The 16,169-nt window shown below is 42.1% G+C and carries 16 protein-coding genes; 8 read left to right on the top strand and 8 right to left on the bottom strand.

All coding sequences use genetic code 11. From position 1 onward, the window contains the following. Positions 1-102: 102 nt before the first annotated feature. Together CHJ_RS02135 and CHJ_RS02130 are read right to left on the bottom strand one after the other, a co-directional pair. On the bottom strand, positions 103-801 hold the full coding sequence (locus tag CHJ_RS02135; RefSeq protein WP_171754904.1) for an oxidative stress defense protein: 699 nt from the start codon (positions 799-801) through the stop codon (positions 103-105). A gap of 175 nt (positions 802-976) precedes the next feature. Further along, complete coding sequence (locus tag CHJ_RS02130) at positions 977-1,876, bottom strand: LysR family transcriptional regulator ArgP (protein WP_317916748.1); 900 nt, start codon at positions 1,874-1,876, stop codon at positions 977-979. 150 nt (positions 1,877-2,026) lie between these two features. On the opposite strand from CHJ_RS02130, the gene CHJ_RS02125 reads away from it, so the two are divergent. Both CHJ_RS02125 and CHJ_RS02120 read left to right on the top strand, forming a co-directional pair. Next, on the top strand, positions 2,027-2,653 hold the full coding sequence (locus CHJ_RS02125) for a LysE/ArgO family amino acid transporter (RefSeq protein WP_171754902.1): 627 nt from the start codon (positions 2,027-2,029) through the stop codon (positions 2,651-2,653). Then, on the top strand, positions 2,653-3,135 hold the full coding sequence (locus CHJ_RS02120) for a YbaK/EbsC family protein (protein WP_171754901.1): 483 nt from the start codon (positions 2,653-2,655) through the stop codon (positions 3,133-3,135). Before CHJ_RS02125 ends, CHJ_RS02120 begins: the two co-directional genes overlap by 1 nt. A gap of 60 nt (positions 3,136-3,195) precedes the next feature. Here the strand turns inward: CHJ_RS02120 and mscS are convergent, their stop codons facing one another. The 5 genes from mscS to tkt all read right to left on the bottom strand — a co-directional run bounded on the left by mscS (position 3,196) and on the right by tkt (position 9,965). Next, positions 3,196-4,056, bottom strand: coding sequence for a small-conductance mechanosensitive channel MscS (mscS, locus tag CHJ_RS02115; protein ID WP_171754900.1), 861 nt, complete (start codon positions 4,054-4,056; stop codon positions 3,196-3,198). Positions 4,057-4,242: 186 nt separating this feature from the next. Beyond that, positions 4,243-5,319 (bottom strand): class II fructose-bisphosphate aldolase, encoded by a 1,077-nt coding sequence (gene fbaA / locus CHJ_RS02110; RefSeq protein WP_171755324.1) that lies wholly within the window; start codon positions 5,317-5,319, stop codon positions 4,243-4,245. Between the two features lie 143 nt (positions 5,320-5,462). Beyond that, positions 5,463-6,626 (bottom strand): phosphoglycerate kinase, encoded by a 1,164-nt coding sequence (locus CHJ_RS02105; RefSeq protein ID WP_317916747.1) that lies wholly within the window; start codon positions 6,624-6,626, stop codon positions 5,463-5,465. Positions 6,627-6,762: 136 nt separating this feature from the next. Next, positions 6,763-7,788 carry an erythrose-4-phosphate dehydrogenase gene (gene epd, locus CHJ_RS02100; protein ID WP_171755326.1) on the bottom strand — a complete coding sequence of 342 codons (1,026 nt, stop codon included), beginning with the start codon at positions 7,786-7,788 and terminating at the stop codon, positions 6,763-6,765. A gap of 179 nt (positions 7,789-7,967) precedes the next feature. After that, the gene (gene tkt, locus CHJ_RS02095) at positions 7,968-9,965 is read right to left on the bottom strand and encodes a transketolase (RefSeq protein ID WP_317916746.1); all 1,998 of its coding nucleotides are present in this window, start codon (positions 9,963-9,965) and stop codon (positions 7,968-7,970) included. Positions 9,966-10,396: 431 nt separating this feature from the next. On the opposite strand from tkt, the gene metK reads away from it, so the two are divergent. From metK to ruvX, 6 genes are all read left to right on the top strand, one after another. After that, positions 10,397-11,548 (top strand): methionine adenosyltransferase, encoded by a 1,152-nt coding sequence (gene metK / locus CHJ_RS02090; protein ID WP_317916745.1) that lies wholly within the window; start codon positions 10,397-10,399, stop codon positions 11,546-11,548. A gap of 72 nt (positions 11,549-11,620) precedes the next feature. Continuing rightward, positions 11,621-12,121 (top strand): SprT family zinc-dependent metalloprotease, encoded by a 501-nt coding sequence (locus CHJ_RS02085; protein ID WP_317916744.1) that lies wholly within the window; start codon positions 11,621-11,623, stop codon positions 12,119-12,121. A 110-nt stretch (positions 12,122-12,231) separates the two neighbouring features. Then, a complete protein-coding gene (gene rsmE / locus CHJ_RS02080) occupies positions 12,232-12,963 on the top strand; it encodes a 16S rRNA (uracil(1498)-N(3))-methyltransferase (RefSeq protein ID WP_317916743.1) in 732 nt (243 codons plus the stop codon). A 12-nt stretch (positions 12,964-12,975) separates the two neighbouring features. Beyond that, positions 12,976-13,923, top strand: coding sequence for a glutathione synthase (gene gshB, locus CHJ_RS02075; protein WP_317916742.1), 948 nt, complete (start codon positions 12,976-12,978; stop codon positions 13,921-13,923). 102 nt (positions 13,924-14,025) lie between these two features. Then, positions 14,026-14,589 carry a YqgE/AlgH family protein gene (locus CHJ_RS02070; protein ID WP_317916741.1) on the top strand — a complete coding sequence of 188 codons (564 nt, stop codon included), beginning with the start codon at positions 14,026-14,028 and terminating at the stop codon, positions 14,587-14,589. Between the two features lie 45 nt (positions 14,590-14,634). Then, positions 14,635-15,063, top strand: a complete 429-nt coding sequence (ruvX, locus tag CHJ_RS02065) for a Holliday junction resolvase RuvX (protein ID WP_317916740.1) — start codon at positions 14,635-14,637, stop codon at positions 15,061-15,063. Here ruvX and CHJ_RS02060 read toward each other — a convergent pair. Further along, positions 15,060-16,166 carry a PilT/PilU family type 4a pilus ATPase gene (locus CHJ_RS02060; protein WP_317916739.1) on the bottom strand — a complete coding sequence of 369 codons (1,107 nt, stop codon included), beginning with the start codon at positions 16,164-16,166 and terminating at the stop codon, positions 15,060-15,062. The two genes, ruvX and CHJ_RS02060, sit on opposite strands and share 4 nt — an antisense overlap. Between the last annotated feature and the right edge of the window lie 3 nt (positions 16,167-16,169).

Here is a 16,169-nt window from a genome sequence, read left to right as displayed (position 1 = left end):
AACAAATAGTTACCATTAGCTCACTTATCAACGTTTCTCTTAGCTAAAAGAGAGCTATTTGGCCTCTTTGACTAATATCACTCATCTATAGCCCTTGCTGAACTACTTCAAACGGTAAGTAACATTCACACTATCTCGAATAATAATTGTCGCGTCTTGATAACTCGCAGCAACATCGGCTTGTGCTTCCATTGCCATTGATTTATACATAATAGGGCGACGCTCTGGCCCTTGGTTATAGGTGATTTTCCAAACGCCATCTAACTGTGAGCTAAAACCTTCTGCTAATGATGATGCTTTATCATTAGCATCCTTAATCGCTTCTTTTCTCGCTAGCTGTTGGTAACTTTTTTTGTCTTTCACTTTCAACTGAATATTATCGACGCGATTGATACCATCACCAATGGCACCGTCTAGGTAAGCATTTAACTTTGTTAAATCATTTACGGTAACTGTAATGCTACGAGACGCTTTATAACCTACCAACTCAGAAGCACCTGACTTAGGGTAGTGATATCTAGGGGATAAGTATAAGTTACTGCTATTAATATCCTGTTTCTGCACACCTTCCGCCATTAAACGTTGAATAAATGCAGTCACTACTTTATCCACTCGCTTTTTCGCTTGCTCTGCGGTAAGAGTCGACTCTTCAATTTGGACCGTGAATTCTGCCATGTCGGGTTGTGCTATCACCTCTCCATATCCTGTTGTTTCAATATGAGGAAAGCTTGGATTCGCTGCCATCACCTTTATACTCAATGTACAAAGAAAAACAGCAAGTAATATCATTATACGTTTCATTGAAATACCTTATTGGTTAACTCGGTCAAAGTCGCGCTACGATTTACGTAGCCAAATTCATTTCTCAGCATATATTGAGATACCTGTTTGAGCGTACTCACTAACTTCAGTCACTATACTAGCCAAATTCAAACTAGAAGGTACTCAATTCTATGATGTTTGACATAACTCTAACTTAACCTTGAGGCAAGTTCTTTTTTGCGAAGCAAATAATAGAACTGGAAAGTTCATCAATAACACCACTTTCCAACTGCCAGTGGTGCCAATATAACTCATGTGGAATTGTATGCTGTGGAACGATATTAATGAGATCGCCATTTTTCAGCTCATCAACAATTTGCGGCTTGGGTATCAAACAATATGCAACCCCCAAAGTTGCAAGCTTAACAAACGCTTCCGAACTCCTTACCGTATGCTTTACTACATGACTAACCGAAAGCCCAAAATGTTGCTGAATGAACATCTCATGCATTTGATCATATTGATTGAAGACAACGGCAGGGGCATGCATTAATGACTCTCTCGACACACCGTCAGGAAAGTAACGTTGGCAAAACTCTGGGCTTGCCACGCATAGATACTCCATTGTACCTAAATAATCCGCCGTACAACCTGTGATAGGTTTTGCTTCAATGCTTATTGCCCCGACAACTTCGCCACTACGTAGTTTTTCTAAAGTTCGTTTTTCGTCTTCAACAATGAGATTCAATTGAAGCTTTGATGAATGCAACAGATTGGCTAAGCTAGGTAATAACCAAGTCGCCAATGTATCGGCATTCGTTGCCACCGATACAGGTAGAGGCTTTTCACTCGCTTCTGGGGTCAGCTCTGGCAATAAATCTTGCTCAAGCAAACAGACTCGCCGGTACAAACCCAACAACTTCTTTCCTGCATCGGTTGCTCTAGGTGGTTGCTCTCGAATCAAAACTGGTTGTGCTAACCATTTCTCTAACTGTTTAATTCGCTGCGATACTGCTGATTGTGATATACAGAGCTCCTCTGCAGCCTTATCAAAACTTCGCTGCTCAATAATGGCATCTAATGCTTCAATCCAGCGATAATCTAGTCCTCTCATAACTTTCCTTAATCTTCTGCTCTGTCACTTTACATTATAAGCAAAACTTATTATCAATAAGAATTATTAGTTATAATTATTAATATTTTTTCAATACTCTATATCAATACGTTAATACAAAAGTAGACACTACATGAAGAAGGGAACACTGTGAGTTTTTGGATATTGCTACAAGGATTTGGTTTAAACGCTGGAATGATCATTCCCATAGGCGCACAAAATGCCTACGTATTAAATCAAGGCATCAATCGCCAACATCATATTACGACGGCAACCTTATGCAGTATATTGGATATCATATTGGTCTCCGCGGGTATATTTGGTGGCGGAGCACTATTGTCACAAAATGAAACACTGCTCACCAGCGTAACTGTAGGAGGCATTCTATTCCTCACTTTTTATGGTTACCTTTCCTTAAGAAACGCCTTTAATAGCCAATCTAACGAAAAAAAATCGTCCTCCGTGGCAAAGGGTCGAATCGCCGTTATTATGGGGGCATTGGCTGTAACCATACTCAATCCACAAGTCTATTTAGATACTGTAGTTATACTTGGCTCTATTGGTGGGCAATTTGAAGGAAACGATCGCATAGCGTTTGCAATTGGAACAGCGCTCTCTTCTCTGGTTTGGTTTTATGGGCTTTCGCTAGGAGCAGCAAAACTTGCTCCAACTCTTTCAAAGCCAAAAGTAAAAAAATCTATCGATTTTGTTGTCGCAATGATCATGTTTGTTGTTGCACTCTCTTTAACAAAGCTTCTTTGGGAACAATATTTTTAATGGAACGTTTAGACGAAATTTATCAATTCAACCTATCACTTTTTCAACGCAATAATATTGCCTATAAAGAGTGGCAACACGAACCTATCCGTGACTTTGCCACGGATGAAAGAGTCTCAAAAGAATTAGGAATGACAGGCACAATGAGTAAAAGTCTTTTTCTTAAAATTAAAGGTGGCGGTTTCGCATTGCTATTAACCGAAAAAGATAAACGCTTAGATAAAAAAGCCGTTAAAGATGCATTAGGAAAACGAGTATCTATCTGTACTCCAGAAGAGATGACAGCGGAAATAGGCTGTTTATCTGGGGCTGTATGTCCATTTGGTTTACCAGAAGAGATACCTATGATCATCGATCAAGAGATGATAGAAAAAGATGAGATTTTGTACACCCCTGCATACCCAGAAAAAACCTTTTCTTTCGCAGGTTCCGATCTACCAGCGCTCCTCAGTCAGCTTCCTAATACCATCCACATGATCTAAAAAAGGGCCTTATGGCCCTTTTAACTCTATAGCATTTAATCAATAACGATTAAGTGTATTCTAATCCGCTTTATTCAGGTGAACATCCATTTGTGGGAAAGGTATTTCAATTCCTTCTTTATCAAGCGCTTCTTTTATACCTTGCAGCGAATCAAAATAGACATTCCAGTAATCTGCGGTTTTACACCATGGACGCACAACAAAGTTAACCGAGGAGTCCGCCAGCGCCGACACACCAATTTGTATACCTGGCGACGTTAAAATTCGATCATCAGCTTCTAAAACACTCAATATAACTTGTTTGGTTTTTTGCAGGTCTGCATTATAAGAGACACCAATGACATGATCGATTCTTCGGGTATCATGACGAGAATAGTTGACAATAGCACCGCCAATAACTGAGCCATTAGGTACGACAACCATTTTATTATCCGGTGTTGTTAGAATAGTTTGAAAGATCTGAATCGAATCTACAGAGCCCGCAACACCACCAATTTCAACATAATCACCCGTTTTGAACGGGCGAAATGCCACAATCAATACGCCGGCGGCAAAGTTTGATAATGAGCCCTGAAGAGCCAAACCAATAGCTAAACCTGCAGCACCGATAACCGCAACCACAGATGCAGTCTGTACACCGACTCGGCCTAATGCGGCAATAAGAACGATAATAAACAGCAGATAGCGAACTAATGCATGAATAAAATCAACTACCGCTTTATCCATCTGTTTATTTTTAAGTACCTTAGCAACACTGTTGGCGATCGCTTTTACTACAATGTTACCAATGAAGAGTATCAGTATGGCCGAAATAATGTTTACACCATACTGAACCAGAAGATCAGAATTATTGCTTAACCAACGCTCTGCTAAAGAAAAGCTCTCTGCAACCTCTGTTACTACTATATTTTCATCTGCCATAATTCTACCTTTATTAGTTGTAAATCCTTTTTCACTAAATTAGCTAACTTCTACTGAAATAAGATAAACCAGTTAAAGCTATAAAATCCAGACTAATTACAGTAAACGGCAACATAATTTTTGATAAGACAAAAAAAACCGCTCTAATGAGCGGTTCTTAAATTAAATCTAATTAGCGAGAGCTGCTTATAGCACGTCAACCGCATTCAGGTCAGCAAATGCTTTCTCAAGACGAGTAACCATAGACGCTTGACCAGCACGTAGCCATACACGTGGATCATAGTACTTCTTGTTTGGAGCCGCTTCACCTGTTGGGTTACCGATTTGACCTTGCAAGAATTCACGATTAGCCGCTTCGTACACTCGGATACCATCCCAGCAAGCCCACTGAGTATCAGTATCGATGTTCATTTTGATAACACCGTAACCGATAGACTCTTGAATCTCTTCTTCAGAAGAACCAGAACCACCGTGGAATACAAAGTTTAGTGCATTTGGTGCAATACCAAATTTCTCAGCACAATATGCTTGAGAGTCACGTAAAATAGTTGGAGTCAGTACAACGTTACCTGCTTGGTATACACCGTGCACGTTACCAAATGATGCTGCAATAGTGAAGTTAGGGCTAATAGCGTTTAGTTTTTCATATGCATACGCTACATCTTCAGGAGAAGTATATAGTTCAGATGCGTCCATATCAGAGTTATCAACGCCATCTTCTTCACCACCAGTACAACCCAATTCGATTTCTAGAGTCATGCCCATTTTCGCCATGCGAGCAAGGTATTGACCAGAAATTTCGATGTTCTCTTCTAGAGACTCTTCAGAAAGGTCAATCATGTGAGAAGAGAATAGAGGCTTACCTGTTTGAGCAAAGAACTCTTCACCTGCATCCAGAAGACCATCAATCCATGGAAGAAGTTTCTTAGCTGCATGGTCAGTATGAAGAATCACTGGCACACCGTAAGATTCAGCTACTGCGTGTACATATTTTGCACCAGCAACAGCACCAAGTACTTGCGTACCTTGACCTTCAAGCTTAAGGCCTTTACCTGCGAAGAAAGCAGCACCGCCGTTAGAGAACTGAACAATAACAGGGGCTTTTACTTTCGCCGCTGCTTCTAGTACTGCGTTTACAGAGTCAGTACCTACACAGTTTACAGCTGGTAAAGCGAAGTTATTTTCTTTAGCAACTTCAAATACTTTTTGTACGTCTTCACCAGAGATAACACCTGGCTTTACGAAATCGAAGATCTTAGACATGGATTGAGTCCTATTTTCTGTCGTTTTAAATGAATTCTTGCGAATCTTGCAAACGTTTGCTCCCTACGCAGCGGCATTCTATCAATAAAACCTAGCGCAGCAAACGTAAAAACGGGAATAATTATTCCCGTTCACTTCAATATTTATGCTTTAGCACGCTCTTCAAGCATCGCTACAGCAGGAAGTACTTTACCTTCAACAAATTCAAGGAAAGCGCCACCACCTGTTGAGATGTAAGAAACATCAGCTTTGATACCAAATTTATCTATAGCAGCTAAAGTATCGCCGCCACCAGCAACAGAGAAGCCTTCTGACTCTGCGATTGCTTTTGAAATAGATTCCGTACCAGCTTCAAAGTTCTTAAATTCAAAAACACCTACTGGACCGTTCCAAAGAATGGTTTTTGCATTTTTAAGAATTTCAGCCAATTCAGCTGAGCTATTTGGACCTAGGTCAAAAATCATATCGTCATCTTGTACTTCTGATACATCTTTGATTATAGCTTCTGCATTTTCATCAAACGCTTTAGCACAAGCCACATCAGTAGCAACAGGAATAGCGCACTCTTCCATCAGTTTCTTCGCGGTATCAACAAGATCGGCTTCATAAAGCGATTTACCAACATTGTGGCCAGATGCTGCGATAAACGTGTTCGCAATACCACCACCAACAACAAGCTGATCTGCTACTTTAGATAGTGATTCTAGAACCGTTAACTTAGTTGATACTTTAGAACCACCAACAATAGCAACCATTGGACGAGCTGGTTTGTCCATTGCTTGAGCAAGAGCTTCTAGTTCATTTGCAAGTAAAGGACCTGCACATGCAACTGGTGAGTAAGTACCTACGCCATGCGTAGAAGCTTGAGCACGGTGAGCCGTACCAAATGCATCCATAACAAATACATCACACAATGCCGCGTATTTCTTAGATAGCTCTTCTTCATTTTTCTTCTCGCCTTTATTAAAGCGAACATTTTCAAGAACAACTAATTCACCAGTGTTGAGCTCAAGACCATCTAAATAGTCTTTTGCTAACTTAACGTCACAATCTAAAGCGTCATTTAAGTAATTAACAACAGGTTGTAGAGAGAACTCTTCAGCGTATTCACCTTCAGTTGGGCGACCTAAGTGAGATGTCACCATTACTTTAGCACCAGCTTCTAAACAAAGCTTAATGGTTGGTAACGATGCTAGAATACGAGCATCAGAAGTCACTTTTCCTTCTTTTACTGGTACGTTAAGGTCAGCACGGATAAATACACGTTTACCTGCTAGGTCCAGGTCGGTCATCTTGATTACAGACATGGTTTGTCCTCTCAATTAAATATAAAGTTTTAAACAGCTCAGCATCATGCCAAACATAGAAATTCTTTAACTGCTACCTATGTGGGGATTATGTAATTTAATTTCAAGAAAAATTTCACTTTAATCCCAAATTCATTTATTCACATGGCAACATAACTAATGCGGTATCCAGCATTCGGTTGGCGAAACCCCACTCGTTGTCGCACCAAACTAACATTTTTACTAGATGACCGTTGCTAACTCTGGTCTGCGTTCCATCTACAATCGCGCTGTGCGCATCATGATTAAAATCAATCGAAACCAAAGGTAATTCAGTATAGTCAACAATGTCACGTAATGTACACCGAGATGCCTCTATTATGGTTTGATTTACGTCATTAACTTTCACATTTGCATTAATTGTGACACTTAAATCTATCGCAGTAACGTTAACAGTGGGAACTCTGACGGAAATAGCTTCAAATTTGTTAGAAAATTTCGGAAATATTCTTTCAATGCCTTTATGAAGTTTGGTATCAACCGGAATAATTGATTGGCTGGCAGCACGGGTACGGCGCAGATCTGAATGGTAGGCATCAATGACCTGTTGATCATTCATAGAAGAGTGGATAGTGGTAATAGAACCAGACTCAATACCAAACGCATCATCCAATACCTTTATTACCGGTACGATACAGTTGGTAGTACATGAACCATTCGAAACAATGTTGTGTTCAGGAAGTAAGGTACTTTGATTCACACCATAAATAATGGTGTTATCGATATCATGACCACCTGGGTGAGAAAATAGCACTTTTTTTGCACCCGCGGCGATATGCTGTAGGCCATCGGCTCTATCGCCGTATACACCGGTGCAATCTAGCACTATATCTACTTCCAAATCTCGCCAAGGTAGCAGTTCAATTTCAGCTAAGTGAAGTATTCGAACTGAATCAAACTCACCATTATTGTGGTGGATAAACAGGTGCTGCTGATCATTCGATATTTTCTTACTAAAGCGTCCATGGCTGGTATCGTATTGCAACAGGTGCGCCATCGCATCAGGCTGAGCCAGTTCATTCACTGCAACAATTTTTATCTGCTCGTTTTTTCCGCTTTCGTATAGGGCACGAAGTACATTTCTACCAATACGGCCAAAACCGTTAATTGCAACTTTTAGCATTTTTTTGCCTAATTATTATTGTCTTTAGAGTGGGATACTAACCGATTATTCTGGCTTTCGCACGGCAACTAGGCTCAGTTTTTCAACAATAAAACGCAATAAAAAAACCGGAAATCCTAAGATCTCCGGTTTTTACAGTATTCACGTCAGTGCTCAAAGAAGCACTGAAAGGTGATGGATTAAGCCAGTAGCTCTTTCGCTGTATCGACAACGTTTTCTACGGTAAAGCCGAACATCTTAAAGAGTTCGCCTGCCGGAGCTGACTCACCAAAGGTTGTCATACCGATGATGCGGCCGTCAAAACCAACATACTTGTACCAGAAGTCAGCAATTCCTGCTTCAACAGCAACACGAGCGGTTACGTCTGAAGGCAGTACTGCTTCACGGTAAGCTGCATCTTGCTTGTCAAACACGTCAGTAGCAGGCATGGATACGACGCGTACTTTCTTGCCTTCTGCTGTTAGCTGAGCTGCCGCTTCTGTTGCAAGTTCTACTTCTGAGCCTGTTGCAATCAGAATTAGCTCAGGTTTGCCATCACAATCTTTTAGTACATAACCACCTTTAGCAATGTCCGCAACTTGTGCTTCGCTACGAGGTTGTTGAGCTAGGTTCTGACGAGAGAAGATAAGCGATGTAGGGCCATCTTTACGCTCAATAGCAAACTTCCACGCTACCGCTGATTCTACTTGGTCACATGGACGCCATGTGCTCATGTTCGGAGTCAGACGAAGAGAAGATACCTGCTCTACCGGTTGGTGAGTCGGACCATCTTCACCCAGACCGATGGAGTCATGAGTGTAAACCTGAATGTTCTGAACCTTCATCAGAGCCGCCATACGCAGTGCGTTACGTGCGTATTCCATAAACATTAGGAAAGTTGCACCGTAAGGAACAAAGCCACCATGAAGCGCAAGACCGTTCATAATCGCCGTCATACCAAACTCACGCACACCGTAGTGGATGTAGTTGCCTGATGCATCTTCTGGCGTGATAGATTTAGAGCCAGACCACATTGTCAGGTTCGATGGTGCAAGGTCAGCAGAGCCGCCCATAAATTCTGGTAGCATAGCACCAAACGCTTCTAGTGCGTTTTGTGACGCTTTACGAGACGCGATGTTGGCAGGGTTTGCTTGTAGGTCAGCAATGATTTGAGAGGTCTTTGCTTCCCACTCTGCTGGTAGCTCACCGTTTACGCGGCGTTTGAATTCTGCTGCAAGCTCTGGGTATGCTGCTTCATAAGCTGCAAATTTCTCATCCCACGCTGCTTCCTTAGTTGCGCCTGCTTCTTTCGCATCCCACTCTGCATAGATTTCCGACGGAATTTCAAAAGGACCGTGCTCCCAACCAAGTTCTTTACGTGTTGCTGCAATTTCTTCAGCGCCTAGAGGTGCACCGTGACAGTCGTGTGAACCTGATTTATTTGGTGAACCAAAACCGATGATGGTCTTAGTACAGATAAGCGTTGGCTTGCCTGTCTCTGCCTTCGCCGCTTCAATAGCCGCATTGATTGCTGCTGCGTCGTGACCATCTACTGCCGGAATTACGTGCCAGCCGTACGCTTCAAAACGCTTAGGTGTGTCGTCAGAGAACCAGCCTTCCACTTCACCGTCGATTGAGATGCCGTTGTCATCCCAGAACGCGATTAGCTTGCCAAGACCTAGAGTACCCGCCAGAGAACACGCCTCGTGAGAGATACCTTCCATCAGACAGCCGTCTCCCATAAACACATAAGTGTTATGGTCAACAATGTCGTGGCCTTCTTTGTTGAACTGCTCAGACAGTGTTTTCTCAGCCAATGCCATGCCCACAGCGTTTGTGATGCCTTGGCCTAGAGGACCCGTTGTGGTTTCAACACCCGGAGCGTAACCATATTCTGGGTGACCCGGTGTTTTAGAATGAAGTTGACGGAAGTCTTTCAAATCATCAATAGACAGCTCATAGCCAGTCAGGTGAAGCAAAGAGTAAATCAGCATTGAGCCGTGGCCGTTAGATAAGATAAAGCGGTCGCGGTCAGCCCACTGTGGGTTTTGTGGGTTGTGGTCCATATGACCACGCCAAAGGACTTCTGCGATATCAGCCATTCCCATAGGGGCTCCAGGGTGACCAGAGTTGGCTTTTTGTACACCATCCATGCTTAACGCGCGGATTGCATTAGCTAATTGTTTTTGAGACGACATGTCTGCTCCTGAGTGCATAAGCGGTTTCAATATAAGGGGAAACATACTGATTATTTGCGAACAAATCAGCGGCGCTATTCTCTCAAAGCAAAATTAGGACTGCAATCGATTTCAACCCCTGTTTATCGTCCATCAAGCACAATTTAACAAATAACAGATCATGACAAAGTTAGACCATCGTCATTTAGAGCGGGATAACTTATATAGCCTTACTAAATACACTAACCCAGTTCATTATCCGAAATAATAATTATTGTTATTTGGAATGATTCTCAGTTATAGCAAAAAAAACTTGTATTTTTTGCCTTAAAAACTAGAATAGACGTCTAGATGTAGAAACACCCAGCAATCAATCATGCTGCTGTTTCTCTATACGTAATTTTTGAAGATGTGTTATACGTCTTCTAATCAACAACTTGGAGCTACCACATATGGCTAAGCATCTTTTTACTTCTGAGTCTGTATCAGAAGGTCACCCAGATAAAATTGCCGATCAGATTTCGGATGCTGTACTTGATGCAATCATTGAGCAAGATCCTAAAGCACGTGTCGCCTGTGAAACATACGTCAAAACAGGTATGGTCATGGTTGGTGGTGAAGTCACTACTTCTGCATGGGTAGACATTGAAGAGATCACTCGTGAAACGGTACGCGATATCGGTTATGTACACTCTGATATGGGCTTTGATGCCAACTCATGTGCAGTATTGAATACCATTGGTAAACAGTCTCCAGATATTAACCAAGGCGTTGATAAAGCCGATCCAAAAGAACAAGGGGCTGGCGACCAAGGTATTATGTTTGGTTACGCAACAAATGAAACCGATGTTTTGATGCCAGCGCCAATTACATACTCTCACTTGTTAGTACAAAAACAAGCGGAAGTTCGTAAGAATGGTTCACTACCATGGTTGCGTCCAGATGCAAAATCTCAGGTAACCTTCCAATACCATCAAGGTAAGATTGTTGGAATTGATGCTGTGGTATTATCAACTCAGCACTGTGACTCTATTTCTACTCCGGATCTTCGTGAAGCGGTAATGGAAGAGATCATCAAACCGGTTCTTCCTTCAGAGTGGTTAACAAAAGAGACGAACTTCTTTATTAACCCAACCGGCCGTTTTGTTATCGGTGGCCCAATGGGTGACTGTGGTTTAACTGGTCGTAAAATTATCGTAGATACTTATGGTGGCGCAGCTCGTCACGGTGGTGGTGCATTCTCTGGTAAAGATCCTTCAAAAGTGGATCGTAGTGCCGCATATGCCGCACGTTACGTGGCGAAAAACCTTGTCGCTGCGGGTCTAGCCGATCGTTGTGAAATCCAACTGTCTTATGCTATTGGTGTTGCGGATCCAACGTCCATCATGGTAGAGACATTTGGTACTGAAAAAGTATCTCATGACATCATTATCGAAGCAGTACGTCAGTTCTTTGATTTACGTCCTTATGGTCTTCAAGAAATGTTGAACCTGTTGCAACCGATTTACCAAAAAACAGCTGCATATGGACACTTTGGTCGCGAAGAGTTCCCATGGGAAGCCACTGATAAAGCCGCTCTAATTAAAGAGTTTGCTGGTTTATAATTTTGTAATAATAAAGAAGGCCCTCAATCGAGGGCCTTCTTTATATTGTTCTATCTAGTCTTAGGGGGCTCAATGAGCAATATCGACCTCTATTACTACGCCAATAAAGCACTAATAAAGTATATTCATCTCGCAGAAAACCAGTTAGGGAACAAGATACCCGTCCCATCAGTCGGCTTCAAATTACGAGGAAAAGTAGCAGGGAAAGCCTACTTACAACAGTGGCACATTCGTCTCAACCCCGTTCTTTTCAGAGAAAATCCTTTAGCCTTTATTAATGAAGTCATTCCCCATGAACTTGCGCATTTACTGACTTTCCAAAAATTTGGCAAAGTACGACCACATGGAACTGAGTGGAAAGCGATGATGGAAGATGTACTCTCCTCCCCAGCTAAAACCACACACTCATTTGATATCAGCTCAGTACAAGGCCGTACCTTTGAGTATCACTGCCAGTGCCAAATGCACGCATTAACAATAAGACGACACAATAAAGTGCGCACCAATAAAGCCAGCTATCACTGTCGCCAATGTCAGCAATTGCTCAAATTTTCAGGAATAGAAAGCCACTAAATGTTTTCCTATAAATAAGAACAATTTGCTTAGAAGGTCCCCCTTGTTTTTCTCTATTTTGCATCCATGTTATACAATGCAATAACTATCTAATGCAGGAATAACCAGCAATGCGAACACCTCGAATCTATCATCCAGAACTCATCCACCAGCTAGGTAATATAACCCTTAGCGATGAAGCAAGTGCTCACATAGGTCGAGTTCTAAGAATGAAGCCACAGCAAGATATTGTGCTATTTGATGGTAGTGGCAATGAATTTCCTGCAACAATAATTGAAGTGAACAAAAAAACGGTTCAAGCAAATGTGCTTGAGCAAATAGAGAAAAGCAGTGAATCCCCTTTAAATATTCATTTAGGTCAAGTTGTCTCTCGAGGAGACAAAATGGAATTCACTATTCAAAAGTCGGTGGAACTGGGCGTTAATGTTATTACTCCACTAATATCCGAGCGTTGTGGCGTAAAATTGGATGCTAAACGTTTTGAGAAGAAACTGCTGCAATGGCAAAAAATAGCCATCGCAGCTTGTGAACAGTGCGGTAGAAATAATATCCCTTTAATCCGGCCAATAATGAAATTAGAACAGTGGTGCGCAGAACAAGACGGTGCACTAAAATTAAACTTACACCCAAGAGCGAAGTACTCTATCAATACCCTTCCACAACCTATGGAGAAAGTTCGGTTACTGATTGGCCCTGAAGGCGGCCTCTCCGCAGAGGAGATATCAATGACCGAACAGTACCAGTTTGAGGAAACATTGCTGGGGCCTAGAGTATTAAGGACAGAAACAGCCGCCCTTACTGCTATTACTGCACTACAAGTTCGCTTTGGCGATCTTGGCTAAACGGAGATAAACATGATCAAACTTGGCATAGTAATGGACCCTATTTCGTCCATTAATATAAAAAAAGACTCTAGCTTTGCCATGATGCTTGAAGCGCAAAGACGTGGCTATGAAATTCATTATATTGAAATGAATGATCTGCACTTAGATCAAGGTGTGGCCATTGCTGACACAAAAATAGTCACCTTAAAAGAAGACCCGAACGACTGGTATCAGTTCCAATCAGAGCAAACAATTGAGTTATCAGAACTTGATGCCGTATTAATGCGTAAAGATCCTCCCTTTGATACCGAGTTTATCTACGCCACTTATATTCTGGAAAGAGCTGAAGAAAAAGGCACTCTGATCGTAAATAAGCCACAAAGCTTAAGAGATTGTAATGAAAAATTATTTACAGCGTGGTTCCCAGAGTTAACACCGACAACCGTCGTGACTCGCAAGGCAGAAAAAATTAAAGCCTTTAAAGAGCAACATGGTGACATCATTTTAAAACCTCTTGATGGTATGGGAGGTGCTTCAATCTTCCGAGTGAAAAAAGACGATCCTAATGTGTCCGTCATCATTGAGACACTCACTAACCACGGTCAAAACTATGCAATGGCCCAAACTTTTGTGCCAGATATTACCAATGGTGATAAAAGAATATTAGTGGTAGATGGAGAGCCAATACCGTACTGCTTAGCTCGTATACCAGCCAAAGGTGAAACCCGAGGAAACCTAGCAGCGGGCGGCCGAGGTGAAGCGAGACCACTAAGTGAGACAGATATTAAGATAGCTGAAGCAGTAGCGCCTACACTTAAAGAAAAAGGACTTATTTTTGTTGGCTTAGATGTTATTGGCGACAAGCTAACAGAAATTAATGTCACAAGCCCAACCTGTATCCGTGAAATCGAAGCGGCATTCGATGTCTCTGTTACAGGTAAATTAATGGATGCTATTGAGCGTCGCCTAGGCAAGTAAGGGCTTTAGGTAAGTCGATAGCTCTAGATAAGTTAATCGTTGTTTTAGGCAGGCTAGCACTGCCTAATCTTCTCAACCGTTTTATAATGTGCAGGAGTTAGTATGGATTTATCCAATCATTTTCTTGTCGCTATGCCCGGAATGAAAGACGCTTTTTTTCATCGCTCCGTGATCTATTTGTGTGAGCATAATAAAGATGGGGCAATGGGAATAATCGTCAATGCGCCGATAGATATTACGGTTGGCAATATGCTGGAGAGAGTCGATGTTGACTCAACTCATCCACAACTTAAAAAAGAAAGCTTGCAGATGTCGGTCTTAAATGGCGGCCCAGTATCAGAAGACCGTGGTTTTATTCTTCATGAGCCCAAGGATAACTACCAATCCAGCATTCAAATGACCGATAAGATAAGCGTAACAACCTCCAAGGATATTCTCAGCGTCTTGGGTACAGAAGCCGAGCCCAACAGCTATATTGTCGCTCTTGGTTATTCTGGATGGACTGCGGGACAATTAGAAAAAGAGCTTGCTGAAAACTCATGGTTAACCGTTGAGGCGGATCCGAGTGTTATTTTTGATACCCCAATTGAAGAGCGCTGGAGCAAAGCGGTACAAATGCTAGGTGTTAACCCAGCGCAACTCTCCATCGATGCTGGGCATGCGTAACAGAGCGATGGAACAGAATAAAACAACAGGTATTAAGGAATAAAGATGTCCAAGACGATTATGGCATTTGATTATGGTACAAAAAGTATCGGTTCAGCCATAGGGCAAGAGATTACAGGCACTGCATCACCACTCAAAGCATTTAAAGCAAACGACGGAATTCCAAACTGGGACGACATTGGCAAGCAGATAAAAGAGTGGCAGCCAGACCTTATTGTCGTGGGCCTGCCAGCAGATCTATATGGTAATGCCTTAGAAAGTATCACACCACGTGCGAAGAAATTTGCCAACCGACTTCATGGCCGATTTGGTCTCCCTGTTGAATTACACGATGAGAGGTTGTCAACGTCGGAGGCTAAAGCGGAGCTGTTTGAAATGGGCGGCTACAAAGCCTTAACCAAAGGTAATGTTGACTGCCAATCTGCCGTTGTTATTTTAGAAAGTTGGTTTGAACAGTTGTGGTCACAGCACTAGTCCATATCAATTTTAACGCCATCCAAATAACCAGACGACGCTATTGTGCCGCTATTTTGCTTAAGCATTAAACGCAAATCATTAGCGGAGTCTGCATGATGTAAAGCATCTTGCTCACTAATTCTCCCTTCTACGACTAACTGAAAGAGTGATTGATCAAAAGTAATCATTCCCATTTCGTTAGACTTAGCCATGGTGGTTTTTAACTCATTCAGTTCACCACGACGCAACAGATCAGATACGCGAGATGAGTTGAGTAATATCTCAAATGCCCCTTGCCGACTTTTTCCGTCACTATCCATAATCAATTGCTGCGCGACAATCCCCCTTAGATTATTGGATAAATCAAACAAAAACGCCTCTCGTCGATCTTTCGGCATCAAATGCAATATTCTCTCAAGTGCTTGATTGGCGTTGTTAGCATGCAATGTCGCCATACATAAATGCCCGGTTTCAGCAAACGTCATGGCGTATTCCATGGTTTCCCGTGTTCTAATTTCACCAATTAAAATCACATCGGGTGCTTGCCGAAGAGAGTTCTTCAAGGCAACTTCGTAACTTTCAGTATCTAGGCCAACCTCTCTCTGAGTAACAATGCATTTTTCATGTTGATGAACAAACTCGATGGGATCTTCTACCGTTAGAATATGACCTGACTTTTGCTTGTTACGATACCCAGTCATGGCTGCTAATGTGGTTGACTTGCCAGACCCCGTCGCCCCTACAATCAAAACTAACCCCCGCTTTTGAGACACCAAATTTTTTAATGTCTCAGGTAGTGCTAGTTCGGTAAATGTAGGGATTCTGGTTTCTATACGCCGGATAACCGCACCAGGTAGCTCCCTTTGGAAGAAAGCGCTGATGCGGTATCGACTTTCATCTTGCGCAATGGCGAAATTTGCTTCTTTATCGACAAGAAATTGTTGTTTACGTTCAACATCCATAGTGCTATCTAAAAGTTGATAGACCTTATCACCATCAAGAGGATCACCTAACGAAAGCAGCTCACCATTCACTCTTAACTGACAAGGTGCGCCTACCGTGAGGTAAATATCAGAAGCTTTCTTGGCTTCCATTTCCAACAACAATTCCTTTAATTTCATGCC

This window comes from Vibrio sp. MACH09 (assembly GCF_033238805.1).
Classification (GTDB): Bacteria; Pseudomonadota; Gammaproteobacteria; order Enterobacterales; family Vibrionaceae; genus Vibrio.
The sequence above is the reverse complement of the archived record's forward strand: the minus strand, read 5'-3'. Positions and strand labels throughout refer to the sequence as shown.